Raw genomic sequence first — 12,473 nt, forward strand, 5'->3', positions numbered from 1 at the left:
GACAGAGCGGTTTTTTGAACGCCCCTGAGGGGTGCGGCGCGGTCTGAACAGACGCAGTCGCCGTGAATTCGATTCGGTGAACACAATGGCTACGACTAGTGACTCGTCGGTCTCCTTCGACCAGACCGACACGCGATCCGACGAGATGAACAGCACTATCGAACAGTGGATCGACGAACTCGTCGCCGGCGTCGACGACGCGCAGGCCAGCGACGAGTTCCAAGAGTGGCTCGACGTCCAGAGTCGCTTCCACGACTACTCCTACCGGAATACGCTTCTCATCAAGCGGCAGTGTCCCGAGGCGAGCCGGGTGGCGGGCTACCGGACGTGGCAGGAGGAGTTCGACCGGCACGTCCAGGAAGGCGAGTCGGCCATCTGGATCTGGGCGCCGATCATCACCACGCAGTGCCCGGAGTGCGAGAACTCGCCGAGCTACCACGAGGACAGTGACTGTGAGTACGACGAGACGTCGCCCGAAGAGTGGTCCGAAGGGCTGGTCGGGTTCAAGCCTGCGCCGGTGTTCGACGTCTCTCAGACCGAAGGCGAACCGCTTCCTGATCTCGATACGGAAGCCACCGGGGACGCCGGCGACCTCGTCGANGCGCCGGTGTTCGACGTCTCTCAGACCGAAGGCGAACCGCTTCCTGATCTCGATACGGAAGCCACCGGGGACGCCGGCGACCTCGTCGACCAATTGACTGCCGCCGCTGACGACCTCGGCGTGACGGTGCGAATCGTTCCAGCCGAGGAGTGGACCCACGGCGAGGCGAAGGGCATCTGCGAGCAGCTGAGTCTCGTCGACGTTCAGCCGCTCGTCGAGGTGCGTGATCGGGAGAACGAGGCCGACCTCGCGCGGACGCTGATTCACGAGTACGCGCACGCCCTGCTACACTTCGACGTCGACGACGACACCGAGCGGGCGAAACGCGAAGTCGAGGCCGAGGCGGTCGCGTACGTCGTCGGGCGGTACTGTGGGCTCGACACCAGCAGGTCGGCGTTCTACCTCGCTGCGTGGGAGTCGGACGATCCCGAGGTCGTTCGCGAGCGCCTCGGCCGGATTAGTCGAACGGCAGAAGAACTCATCGACGTTCTCGAGAGCGAATCCTCGTCCCAACCCAGTTAACCAACAGAGTGATGGATTCCTTCCGCTCTGTTGGTTAAGTTTTTCTGCGCCCGCCGAGGGGCGGAGGCGCGTTCTGACCTCCGTCGAATAATGACTGAACCCGATCTCACGACGGTCCTCGAGGAAGCAGAGCACGTTGCCGAGCAGCACGACCAGGTCGCTCGTACGACAGACAACCAAGCCCACGAGTACCTCCGATACGCGGTTCTTCGGGTGCTCGAAGGCGAGGCGGACCACCTCCCAGCAGACTGGACGCCGATCAACGGCGTGACCGTCGGCTACGGGAGCGACGAGGCGATGTACGACAGCTGGGGCTCCAGCGAAGACTGGTGGGAGACCGTCCCGCCGCAAGAAGCGTGTACCCGCTTCAGGGTGTTCTTCCCGGACGACCACCAGACGGTTCCCCGTGACATCGTCGACGTGATGGCCGCACTCGGTGCCTGGCGCGTCTGGACTGGGAGCGCAGCGGCGTGCGGTTCCTACGACCATCGCGAGCGCCGTGAGGTCCACTACCTGTGGCCGGAAGGCCATCCAGTGGAGGAAGTGCTCCACGACCGGCTCAGTGGCCCTGCGGACGCCGTCGCTCCCGACGGTGGCCGAACGGGCGACGTTCGCGACCGACTGGTCGTCGACGAGAACGCAGAGTCACAGGACGATTTCGAGCCCCGCACGAAGCGTGCCGTCGCCGAAGCGATGGATGTCTCACTCCTCTCGAAAGGTGGCCGCTACGAGGTGCAGTCCGCGTCCGGCAACAGGTACGAAGTCGACGTCATCGACGAATCGTGTACCTGTCCCGACTGGCAACAGCGCTCACCCGAAGGCGGCTGCAAGCACCTGCGTCGCGTCGATCACGAGATCAAACGGGGCCGCGTACCCCGCCCAGACGGCCGCCTTCCCGGCTCGTAGTCGTGACCGGACTACTCCACAGGACGGACTGTGTCGCCATCCCGACGGACCCGATCGAACGTTGAGAGATACGCGAGCCGGTCGTGAATCTCGTCGGTATCCAGCTCCAGTTCGGCGGCCAGTTCGTCGACGGTCATCGGCTCGTCGAGTGTCTGGAGGACTTCGAGCCCCCGGTAGTACCTATTCGTGAGCTCCTGGACGCGGGCCTCGATCGGCGTGGTCACCCCGTACCGCTCCTCGAGTTCGACTAAGGCCTCGTTCGCGAACGTGGCGAACTGATCGTCACCCAGGCGTTCGATCTGGGCTTCGAGTTCTTTCCGGACGACATCGTAATCGAGACCGGCCTGCACGAGCATATTCATGTCCTCGATGTCGTCGTCGCGGCCGGCAATAGCCTTGAACAGGAAGATATCCTCGTTGCTGACCAGCCGGACCGTCAGTCGATCCAAGTTGAGGAACGGGTCGCTGCGCTCCTGCATCCCATCGGTGAGCACGAGCTTGTTCGCGACCTGCTGGTTGAAGATATCGAGGCGACACCCATCATCGTTCTCGACGCAGCTCGTCGCCCCCAGCGCCCGGTAATCTGGATCCAGCGACTGGACCTCCGCATACCCGAGGTCCATCAGGACGGCCCACAGCTGCCCGTACGCGTCGCCATCCGGGACGACCAGGTCGATATCTTTCGTCGCCCCCTTGAGGTCGCGTAACGACATCGCGCCACCACCGATCAGGTAGACGGTGAGCGGTTCAGATAGCCCGTCCCCGATGCGCTGGAATTCGTTCTCGATGTACTCGCGTCCGAATGTTGGTCTCATTGTGGTAGTGGCACCTCGTAGTCAGCAGCCAGCTCCTGGAACTCGCCCCACTCCGGAAGCCGGTCGTCGTCGACCTCGCCGTGCGTCTCGAGGTAGCGGAGCAAGGCGTCGATCTCGTCTTCGAGGCCATACTTCACCGCCTGCTCTCGGAGGTCCGCCTCGTCGACGTCGATGTGGCTGAGCAGTAGGAGGCAGTACGAGCGGTGGCGGCTTCCGTCGTCGATTAACAGCGTGTGGCAGCAGAGGTCCGCTGGCGAGACGGCGTCGAGCTCCTCGGAGTAGAGGTAGTATCGATGGCCGGTGAGCAGGAACTGGAGGTCGAAGGCCGCGAATCGAGCGAGGCCGGTTTCGTGGAACGCCTCCGCGTCGATCTCTGTCTCGGCCTGGGCGAGGAATTCGTCGTAATCCTCCCAGAGAATCGTGCCCTTTGGGGCGACGGCTTCGAGACGGTGACGATGCAGATGGTGTGTGAGTTCACGTGCGAACTCGTGGAGGCGGTCGAAATCGGCGTTGAAATCATAACGGCCGTCGGCCGTCCCGACGAGACCACGGTCACGAAACCGCTTGAGGACGCGGTTGACCGTGTTGCGGTAGTTGTTGCTCCGGTCGGCGATCTCGGAGACGGTTCGCGGCTGGTCGAGGTAGTACAGCACCTCGAGTGCCTTCCCGGTCAGCAACTCGGGGAACTCGATGTGGGAGTGCTGGCGGACGAGGTCCCGATAGAGTTCGACGGCGCGAGCATCCGACGGGACGACTCGTTTTCGACGGCCGTCGCGTTCCGTGTAGACGAGTCCCTTCTCGACGAGGTCGGCGACGGCACGAGAGAGGTAACTCTCGCTGTGGTCGAGCTTCGTCGCGAGTTCGGAGATCGTGTCGCCGTGGTCGACCGTGGCGAGGACCTCGAGTTCGATGCGCCGGAGCACGGTGTAACATAGTACGAAACTACTATATAAAGATGTTTCGAGTAGTGTTACAGCCAGCAGGCGCGAGAACCGTTCTACCGACTTAACCAACAAAACTATGGATTCGCAGCCTTTGTTGGTTAACACGAGAGTAGCCGATGTCCTACGAACCCCCGACCCCACCGGCGAGCCTCCCGACGGAGATCGTCAACACGCTCAACGAGTCAGACCCGGAACGGCTCCGAGACGTTGCTTCGTACGCAGAAGCGCTCGCCGAGCACAAGGAACGTGAGGCCCGTCTCGAGGAGTCGGCAGATCAAGAGGAGGTCGAAGAGCGACCAGACGATCTTCCGGACGACGTCCCTGCCAAAGCGACGATCACGATCAAGGAGATCAACGACAATCGTTACTACTACTGGCAGTGGCGGGATGGCGAAAAAATTCGCTCCAAGTACAAAGGCCCGGTCAACCCGGACGAGTAAAACTCGAAGCAGGAAGATACCCACCCCACGTTTCCGACGTGTCGAGAGATACACTCGTGATCAGGGGTGTGCTGAACGACCGAACCGAGAGCTAAGCCAAATCTTCCAGCCGACTGTCCCGGAGGACAGATTTCAACACGATACCGGTGTCCTGAACCAGCCGATGCTCGAGATAACTGCCTTCACCCCGGCCACCACCGGTCCGAGTTGATTCGACGACACCGAGGAACGCCTGCTCTTTCAACAGCTCATAGACGCGGTGCTCGCTGAGAGTCTTCGCATCAGCTTTCTCGGTCGTCGCTTCATATCGTTCGTAAATTCGGTTGGTCGAAAACCCGTCCTCATTCGGATTCTCCTCGGTGAGCAGCGCGAGAGAATACAGGATGAATTTGACCTGGGTCGTCGAGCCGCGTAGGAGCTCCTCGAAGCGATCAATTTCAGCCCACTCCTGAGCATCGCGAACGTGTTCCTCGACGACTGTATCGACGTTTTCTCGCTCGGCTAGCTCGCCGGCGTGACGAAGAATCTCGATTGCCTTTCTGGCGTCACCGTGTTCTTGGGCGGCTAATGCCGCCGTCAGCGGGATCACATCATCCGAGAGAACGCCATCGTGGAACGCGTCCCGTCGGTGCTTCATAATCTCGCGCAGCTGATTCGCGTCGTAGGGTTGGAAGACGAACTCTTCCTCGCGAAGGCTGGACTTGACGCGTTCGTTCAGCTGGTCACGATACTCGATCTTGTTGCTGACTGCGATGACGCCCAAGTGGCAATCTGCTTTCCCCGATTCGCGAGCACGCGACAGCTGCATCAGTATATCATCGTCATCGAGTCGATCCACCTCGTCGAGGATGATGATGACTGACTCGTAGGCAGTATCCAGAATCTCCCAGAGATAGTCGTAGTATTCACCGCTCCCGATCCCGGCGCGCGGAATATCGAAGTCAGTCTCGTCCGTCTCGTTGAGTGACCGAGTTACCGTCCTGGCAACGCGCGTCTGTGTATTGTGCTGCGCGCAGTCGACGTAGACCGTGCCCACGGACACACCGTTCGACTCCGCGGCTCGTCGAGCTCGTTCGGTGACGTGACGGGCGACCAGTGACTTCCCCGTACCCGTTTTGCCGTAAATAATCACGTTGTTGGGTGGATCACCACGAACGATCGGCCTGAGCTCAGCGGCTACGGCCTTGATCTCGCCATCTCGGCCGACGATACGCCCGCTTTCAGGGACGTGACCCACCTTCAGCAGTTCCTTTCGAGCGAAAATGTTGGCTCGGTCGGGGTCGTCTTCATCAAAGTCGAAGAGGGGATCGTCAGCGGGGTCCTCGTAGCGGCCGTCGAAGTCAGAAAGTTGGGACGGTTCCTCAGCCATCAATATCAGACATCGCGGATGGGACCTACTTAATGATTTGGCTACCTCGACCAGAGTGTAAATCGGGCTATGGTCGTCTTCTGATGTTTTGTCGCTGCCGTATCATCCTCACAAAGGGTCGAGTCGGTCCCGAGTGAAATCGGATTCGGAGCGAAAGTTCCAAACTCGGACCGGCACCCCTAATCCAGAGTGAAAACGCCGGACTGAAGCGGGTTTGTCACACCCCTAGTCAAGAGTGAATAGCTCTCCACCCGGGACCGGAGCACTTGGTTGAGACCACACCCCCCATCCAGAGTGTATCTCCCGAACGGAGGAATCAGTCAGTTCTATGAGAAAACACAACGGCACTTGGCGTCTGACGCACGGCAGACACCCCTCGTCCAGAGTGTAAACGCCGGCGTGACGAACTGGCGTCAAATGGGAACATCGAGAGATGATGACGAGTATTCGTCGGCACCCCCGGTCAAGAGTGAATAACGAGACGGTAGAAGACCCACAGATACAGGTCACATCTCCAGCTGAAGCAAAGCAGGGCAAAATCGGATCAGTCGGAATCGGGTATCTTGATGCCGTACTGACGGGGGAGATAAGCAGATACCCGTCCCGACACCGGCTTAGAGGACGGATTGCTGGCCGAAGAATAGTCAAAACGGCGATTATTCCTTCAACGTTTCACAATACACGGACGACGAGATTAGACCCACACACCCCTCGTCCAGAGTGAAACGGTGAAAGAGTCCCTCGGTGGGACCGGCGAAAACCACACGACGGGTCGGCAGGAAAGCACCGAAATCACAAGACGTGGGACGAGTACACCGATTACAGCGGTCGTCTCACAATCGACGATTCACCAAACATATCAATCTCCAAAGTATTACCTAGAGGTTTTATTACCACCTACGTCTTACCACTCTCCAAGTGTATTCAGCGCAGAAAGGAGGACGAAGGCGGCATTCGTCCGGGTGGTTCTGAACCGCTGCTCGTGCTCGTTGTTCCATTTCCCTCGTGTTTCCACGTCTCAGGCTGTCTCACCGTGATTCTCGTTAATCTCTCCTGATGAGAACCCTCGTTTCCCGTGGACCTTCCCCCACACCCCTGATTGGTTTTCACTCTGGACGAGGGGTGTGTGGGCGACGTATCCTCTCCGGCTTCCAGTCCGTCCCTCCGTTCGTTATTAACCAACACATCTCCTGAAACCCCTGATGCTATTGGTTAAGTTCTTTCAACCTCGGCGAAGGCGGCCAAGTTCGTTTCACGGGTTTCCGCGATTTCGCGTTGAATCTCCGTCCGATCCCAGCCGAGCGGTAACAGCACGCTCTCGACAGCTCTGACGAGTTGGATCTCGTAGTACGACGCATCGTACGACTCGATCTCCTCGTGAGCCAACGCGACCCGCTCTCGTGAGTTCTTCTCGTCGTCGACGACGACGTACTCGAGGTCCTGTCCTGGGTGGACAGCGAGATCCTGCTCCCGTGCCCGCTTCAGCGCCGCCACGTTCTGGGTGTTTTGCGTGTATCCCTCGAGTGGTTTCGAGACACGATTCCGTTCGACGAGCTGCTCGACCCGCACCGTTCCAGCGTGGAGGCGCTTGATCGCGTCTTGGAGACAGTCGAGTACGGCGTCCGGAGATCGAGTCGCGTCAAGCCGTTCGAGACAGTCCCGCTGGACGTCCTCGATGAACTGCGGGGTCGAGCGCTGCCGGGCTTCGATACCTCTGATCTTGAAGTCGTCGTCGCCGGCGACCTTCCCGAAGTACTTCGTCAACGCGCCGGCGTCGCTCTCGCGCTGCGGCACGAACGCCACCCAGTCGTAGTGCGCCTCGTGTTCGAGCCGAATCTCGACGCGCTCCGTAATCTCCGTCGCGAGCGTCTTGAGGTCCTCGCGGTCATCGTCGTCGACGTCGGGGTCCGGTGTCACCCAGATGGAGTCGACGATACCGTGAACGACCTGCCAGCCGCCGGCTTCCAGCTGCTGTTTCGCCGTCAGCAGAATCTCGCGAGCGAACGCGTTGATTGCCTCGTGGCACTCGATGCGGCCAAATTTCGCGTTGCTGAACCCCTGGTAGCCGAAGCAGGCGACGAGGATCCACTTCAGCGCTCCCGACCGCCCCTCGAGTTCTGCCAGTCGGTCCTCGTCGGGGTCGTCCCGTTCCTGCTCGCGACGGATGGCCGCCTTGATCTCGTCGCGAGCGTCGATAATCGGCTGCAGCACGTCGACGAGGTAGCCCCGGTCGTCACAGATCGAATACCCGAGGCCGGGGACGTCGTCGCGGTCGCTGTGGCAGTCACACCGGATGACGTCCGGCGACACGTTCCGGGTACAGATGATGTTGGGATACAACGAGGAGAAGTCGAGTTCGTGGACGTTGTCGTGGAGCCCGACCTCAGGGGCGAAGATGAAGCCGCCGCGGTCGGCGTCGTGGAGCGTCCCCATCGGCTTGTAGAACTCGTGGCGCCAGGAGTTCCATGGCACGAGGACGCTGCGGTCGTGGGCCTCGCAAATCTGGATCGCCGTCAGCACGTTCCCGATCGACGCCCACGCAAGTTCCTGGACGGGCTTCTTTGAGCGCGACACGAGGTCGAGGACGCCGTCAAGGTTCGTCTCCCCGTAGAAGAACGTGTTCGACTCGTCGATGATCGCCCGGCCGGGCACGTTGTACCGCGCCGGCGAGTGGCCGACGCGGCCGTAGCTCGAGTACGTCGAACGACTCGCCAGCTGTTGGTAGTCGACGTCCGGCCACCGACTCAGCGAGAAGTCGTCGACGCCGGCGGCCGTCGCCATCTCGTACAGGGTCGGGACGATCTCGCTCGTCGAGCAGACCAGAACGTCCGGATCGTGTGCTTTGAGCGCCTCTTGGACGGCGGTCAGGATATCCGTCGCCGAGCCGGTGACGGTGTCGCCGGCAACGGACAGCTCCCCATAGACATCGTTGCTCGTTTCGGTCACCGGGACGCTGAGCCGGAGTGTTGACAGCTCGCTCGCCGGCGTCGGATCGACGCCGGTCTCCAGACAGTACCGGAACTCCCGCGAGAAGTCGACGTTGAAGCAGGCGAGATCCCCGACTGGATAGGCCGACAGCTGACGTGTCTGCCGGGCGAGTGAGGTAACGCGGTCGATGTGGGCGACGTCGACGGCGAGGACTGGTTCCTCATCCCGTCGAAAGCCTGGTCGTCGCGCAACCATTTCGGTCGCGACGATGTCCGGGTGTTGGTCGTACACCGACTGGAGGGTCGTGAGATCGAGATCGGATGTTGGGTCGCGAACGGCAACGTAGAAGCGTGGGGTGTAGTCATCGCGCTCGGTCGCGACGGCGCCGTCGGCGGTTGCCTCCCACTCCAGAATGCGGCCGTCATCGAGGAAGTCGATACTGAACGGCATCGTCACGGGTTCGCGTCCGGTGGGGCGCTCTCCTGGTCATCGCGTGCTGCGACCGCGGCTTCGAGCTCCTCGAGGCGTTCCTCGTGGTCGTCGAGCCGACCCTCCTGTTCGAGATCGATGCTGAGCAGCGCCGGCAGGAGCGGGTTCTGGTGGTTCAACAGCCCGCTCGCGTCGGCGTGCTCGCGGGCGTACTCGAACAGCCGGTCGAAGCGTGGCTGGTCGCGACGCCGCAGTGCTCGCCGGAACTCTGCCCAGCGCTCTTCGATGGCCCGCAGCGCATCTCGGTACGTCGGGTTCGTACGCCCCATCGCTATCGACCTCCGGTCCCGGTCGCAGTCCACGCATCGAGCAAGGGATCCGCCGTAGCCGACACCGTCTCACCGTCAGCTGTGACGCCCGTCCCGACACCCTCCGGAGTCGGCGTCGACGGCGCCGGTATCGTCGGTTCCACGCCGACCTGCGTGGCGCGTGCCGCGAGCAGCTGCTGCCAGTACGCGAACGTCGTCTGGTAGTACGCGCCGTCGTCGACGGGATAGACGAGCGTCTCGAAGTCCTCGCCGACGACCCGAGGCCCCATTCGGGTCTGCTCGCACTCCAGGTGGTCGTCGGCGACCGTCGCGACCGATTCGGTGAATTCGTTTCGTTCGTTTCGCGTAACGAGCACCGGGATGTCGTACCCCTCGGCGAACGTTGCTAACCGGGCGAGCGTTCGAGCCTGGAGGGTTTTCGCGTGGGTTTCACCGAGAGTATCGTCGGCACGGTACTGGGCGTCGACGGCCGGCGCGACGATGAGGGCGGGCGTGTGGGGTGACGTGTCCTCGTCGCGACCTGGTGGCCCTCGACCGGCCGCCCCGGAATCGGCGGTGGACGTCCGGATCGACTTGTTCACTGCCGTCGGGAGATCACAGACGGCGCCGTAGTGCTGGTAGGCGGTAAATCCGCGTGCCACGTGGATTCGGTTGAGCAACCGCTGGCTAGGTGAAATCTGAGCAAGCGTGGTCGTCGTCGCGTGCCCGTTTGCATCAACCCAAAAAGCGGGCCCGTCGTGTAAGAGGAGATGATCGAGTGCCAAGGACTGAAGGAGCGGAACACCCCGATCGCCGTCGACGTCGAGCAGCGTGATACCGCCGTTAAGTGAAGGAAGCAGCATCCCGTCGGTGGCTGGATCAGCGCGATTAACTAGGAACTGATTGCGGTCAGCACTCCGTGTTGGCTGGTCTACCTCCAATCGGTTTGGCGTCGATGTGGAGCGGTCGGGCATACTCGAATAGATGGCCACGTACCCGATAAGCCACGGCGTGTCACTTCCTCATTTCCAGGAAATGACCGGATAACGCGGTGAATCGGACTTAGTCGCTGGATTTTGGCGGTCGTCCGAATGTTTCCGAGAAGGCTTCCAGAATGAGCTTGGTTCGAATGATACGTAGCGAGTGGGACCATCTTTTCAGGCTGGATCTAAGCGACAACACAGCCCGACAATCCAGGCGCTACTGCTCGCCTGGATGTTCCACCGCCTCAAGACCGGCTTCGATAATCTCTTGATAGGCTTCTTCGAGGTCCTTGTCTTCTTGTTCGGCGTAGTCTTTCACCCGCCCGTTCAGCGTGTGCGAGATGTCGATGTTCGGTCGCATCGGTTATGTCCAAAAGACATTTAGACATTAAAATACAAATGTCTATTGTCGTGAGGCGAACCAACACGTTCGCGGTCCGACCGCTCTCCACCGAGGACGAGCAGCTGCTCCGCGAATTATTGGACGCCTCCGCCAGCCTGTGGAACGAACTCAACTACGAGCGCCGCCAGAACTTCTTCGACGGCGACTCCGTGTGGGATACTGCCGACTACCGCAAACAATACGTCGGTGTTCTCGGGTCCGCTACCGCCCAACAAGTCATCCGTAAGAACAGCGAGGCGTGGCGGTCGTTCTTCGCCGCCTGCGAAGATGGTGAGGACGCCGCCCCGCCCGGCTACTGGGGCAACGAGGAAGCCGGTAGAGAGTTGCGGACGTACATCCGCAACGACTCCTACACCCTCGAAACCGGTGAGCGGAGTCGCCTCGAAATCCCCGTCGGCCAAGACCTGAAAGACGAGTACGACCTTGGCTACTACGACCGCCTGCGGCTCGAAGTCTGCGGCGCTCCCAAGTGGGACGGCGAACAGGGCCGATTGGAACTGTACTTCGACGAGATCGACGACACGTTCAGGGCCATTCAGCCTGTCACTGTCCCGGATTCTCGACAGGATTCACCACTGGCTTCAGAAGAAGCCGCTCTGGACGTGGGCGCGAACAATCTCGTCGCCTGTACCACCACCACCGGCCGGCAGTATCTCTACGAGGGACGCGACCTGTTTGCCCGCTTTCGTGAAACCACCGAAGAAATCGCGAGGCTCCAATCAAAACTGCGAGAGGGCCGAAACAGCAGTCAGCGGATTCGATCCCTGTACCGCAAGCGAACGCGCCGCCGCGACCACGCCCAAGACGCTCTCGTGCGGGATTTGATCGAGCGACTATACGCCGAAGGTGTCGATACGGTGTACGTGGGTGACCTCACGGATGTCCTATCGGAATACTGGAGCGCGGAAGTGAACGAGAAAATCCACCAATTCTGGGCGTTTCGGTCGTTCACCGACCGGCTTGCCACAACCGCCGAAGAATACGGTATCACAGTGAGAGTGCGGTCGGAGGCGTATACGACGGCGGAATGTCCGGTGTGCGGTGAACGCGAAAAGACGGAGCGAACTGGTGACGTGTTCCGCTGTTCGTGTGGCTACGAGGGGCACGCCGACCTTGGTGCCTCACGGACATTCCTCGAACGACAGGCTGTCATAAATCTGAACGTCGGGTCGATGGCACGGCCCGTGCGCCTCAAGTGGGACGACCATATCTGGTCGGAGCTATCACGCTCTCCCGAGAGGGCTAGTCCCAACGAGGAGCGCACAAACCGGAGTACCCGCAAGGGGAAACTTGCCTCCGTGGGTACGGCATAGCCAATATCTTCACCGGAGGAATCCCATTCCTTCACGGATGGGAGGATGTCAATGGGCGCGATCTGGGCGAGTGTCGTCGTCATATGTCCGTTTGCGTCGACCCAGAAGGCGGGTCCGTCGTACAGGAGGAGATGGTCGAGCACGAGTGACTGTAGGATCGGGACACCGCGTCCTCCCCCGACGTCGAGCTGCGGCAGCAGCATCTCGTCCGTAGTTGGATCGGCTTGGTCAGCGAGGGACCGATTGTGGTCTGCCCCCCGCGTCGACTGGTCCACCGCCAATCGATTCGATGTTGCGTGTTCTCCCATACCCGAATAGTTGTCTACGTTCCCGATAAGCCGCGACGTGGCGATTCCGCGTTTTAGGAAATGGCTGGGAGGTATGTCGAACTGGACTCAGGCAACAAAATCTTACTATCGTTCGACTGTTTCCGAGAACGTTTCCAGAGTCAGACCCATTCATACTAATGAAATTAACTAACAATTCTGGTATATATGTGCGGAGTGTTGACT

General features: G+C 60.7%; 11 protein-coding genes and 1 pseudogene. 4 read left to right on the forward strand and 8 right to left on the reverse strand.

Annotated elements, in window-relative coordinates; all coding sequences use genetic code 11:
* Positions 1–85: 85 nt before the first annotated feature.
* Together C463_RS17120 and C463_RS17125 are read left to right on the forward strand one after the other, a co-directional pair.
* Positions 86–1,123, forward strand: a complete 1,038-nt coding sequence (locus tag C463_RS17120; protein WP_008446335.1) for an ArdC-like ssDNA-binding domain-containing protein — start codon at positions 86–88, stop codon at positions 1,121–1,123.
* Positions 1,124–1,213: 90 nt separating this feature from the next.
* Positions 1,214–2,029 (forward strand): hypothetical protein, encoded by an 816-nt coding sequence (locus C463_RS17125; protein WP_008446338.1) that lies wholly within the window; start codon positions 1,214–1,216, stop codon positions 2,027–2,029.
* 11 nt (positions 2,030–2,040) lie between these two features.
* Here the strand turns inward: C463_RS17125 and C463_RS17130 are convergent, their stop codons facing one another.
* On the reverse strand, positions 2,041–2,844 hold the full coding sequence (locus C463_RS17130; RefSeq protein ID WP_008446340.1) for a DUF6036 family nucleotidyltransferase: 804 nt from the start codon (positions 2,842–2,844) through the stop codon (positions 2,041–2,043).
* Positions 2,841–3,767 carry a helix-turn-helix transcriptional regulator gene (locus tag C463_RS17135; protein WP_008446342.1) on the reverse strand — a complete coding sequence of 309 codons (927 nt, stop codon included), beginning with the start codon at positions 3,765–3,767 and terminating at the stop codon, positions 2,841–2,843. The genes C463_RS17130 and C463_RS17135 overlap by 4 nt, the downstream gene beginning before the upstream one ends.
* 137 nt (positions 3,768–3,904) lie before the next feature.
* On the opposite strand from C463_RS17135, the gene C463_RS17140 reads away from it, so the two are divergent.
* On the forward strand, positions 3,905–4,228 hold the full coding sequence (locus C463_RS17140) for a hypothetical protein (protein WP_008446344.1): 324 nt from the start codon (positions 3,905–3,907) through the stop codon (positions 4,226–4,228).
* Positions 4,229–4,319: 91 nt separating this feature from the next.
* Here C463_RS17140 and C463_RS17145 read toward each other — a convergent pair whose 3' ends face one another.
* The 5 genes from C463_RS17145 to C463_RS19080 form a co-directional block, all read right to left on the reverse strand.
* Positions 4,320–5,597, reverse strand: coding sequence for a Cdc6/Cdc18 family protein (locus C463_RS17145; RefSeq protein WP_008446347.1), 1,278 nt, complete (start codon positions 5,595–5,597; stop codon positions 4,320–4,322).
* A gap of 1,212 nt (positions 5,598–6,809) precedes the next feature.
* Entirely contained in the window at positions 6,810–8,975 is a 2,166-nt protein-coding gene (locus tag C463_RS17150) for a type B DNA-directed DNA polymerase (RefSeq protein ID WP_193365879.1), read from the reverse strand.
* A 2-nt stretch (positions 8,976–8,977) separates the two neighbouring features.
* Entirely contained in the window at positions 8,978–9,283 is a 306-nt protein-coding gene (locus C463_RS17155; protein ID WP_008446351.1) for a hypothetical protein, read from the reverse strand.
* A gap of 2 nt (positions 9,284–9,285) precedes the next feature.
* Positions 9,286–10,125, reverse strand: a complete 840-nt coding sequence (locus tag C463_RS17160) for a hypothetical protein (RefSeq protein ID WP_049906099.1) — start codon at positions 10,123–10,125, stop codon at positions 9,286–9,288.
* Positions 10,126–10,462: 337 nt separating this feature from the next.
* Complete coding sequence (locus tag C463_RS19080) at positions 10,463–10,606, reverse strand: hypothetical protein (protein WP_008446356.1); 144 nt, start codon at positions 10,604–10,606, stop codon at positions 10,463–10,465.
* Positions 10,607–10,644: 38 nt separating this feature from the next.
* Between C463_RS19080 and C463_RS17165 the strand changes: the two genes are divergently transcribed.
* Complete coding sequence (locus tag C463_RS17165; RefSeq protein ID WP_193365880.1) at positions 10,645–11,961, forward strand: RNA-guided endonuclease InsQ/TnpB family protein; 1,317 nt, start codon at positions 10,645–10,647, stop codon at positions 11,959–11,961.
* A 53-nt stretch (positions 11,962–12,014) separates the two neighbouring features.
* Here the strand turns inward: C463_RS17165 and C463_RS19870 are convergent.
* Positions 12,015–12,269, reverse strand: a pseudogene (locus tag C463_RS19870) (hypothetical protein); the annotation flags it as partial.
* Between the last annotated feature and the right edge of the window lie 204 nt (positions 12,270–12,473).

This window comes from Halorubrum californiense DSM 19288, from assembly GCF_000336875.1.
Classification (GTDB): Archaea; Halobacteriota; Halobacteria; order Halobacteriales; family Haloferacaceae; genus Halorubrum; species Halorubrum californiense.

Excerpts from the sequence above, each read along its gene's own strand:
- C463_RS19080 (WP_008446356.1), bottom strand. The coding sequence starts at position 10,606 with ATGCGACCGAACATCGACATCTCGCACACGCTGAACGGGCGGGTGAAA.
- C463_RS17130 (WP_008446340.1), bottom strand. The coding sequence starts at position 2,844 with ATGAGACCAACATTCGGACGCGAGTACATCGAGAACGAATTCCAGCGC.
- C463_RS17125 (WP_008446338.1), top strand. The coding sequence starts at position 1,214 with ATGACTGAACCCGATCTCACGACGGTCCTCGAGGAAGCAGAGCACGTT.
- C463_RS17160 (WP_049906099.1), bottom strand. The coding sequence starts at position 10,125 with ATGCTGCTTCCTTCACTTAACGGCGGTATCACGCTGCTCGACGTCGAC.
- C463_RS17155 (WP_008446351.1), bottom strand. The coding sequence starts at position 9,283 with ATGGGGCGTACGAACCCGACGTACCGAGATGCGCTGCGGGCCATCGAA.
- C463_RS17150 (WP_193365879.1), bottom strand. The coding sequence starts at position 8,975 with ATGCCGTTCAGTATCGACTTCCTCGATGACGGCCGCATTCTGGAGTGG.
- C463_RS17165 (WP_193365880.1), top strand. The coding sequence starts at position 10,645 with ATGTCTATTGTCGTGAGGCGAACCAACACGTTCGCGGTCCGACCGCTC.
- C463_RS17140 (WP_008446344.1), top strand. The coding sequence starts at position 3,905 with ATGTCCTACGAACCCCCGACCCCACCGGCGAGCCTCCCGACGGAGATC.
- C463_RS17145 (WP_008446347.1), bottom strand. The coding sequence starts at position 5,597 with ATGGCTGAGGAACCGTCCCAACTTTCTGACTTCGACGGCCGCTACGAG.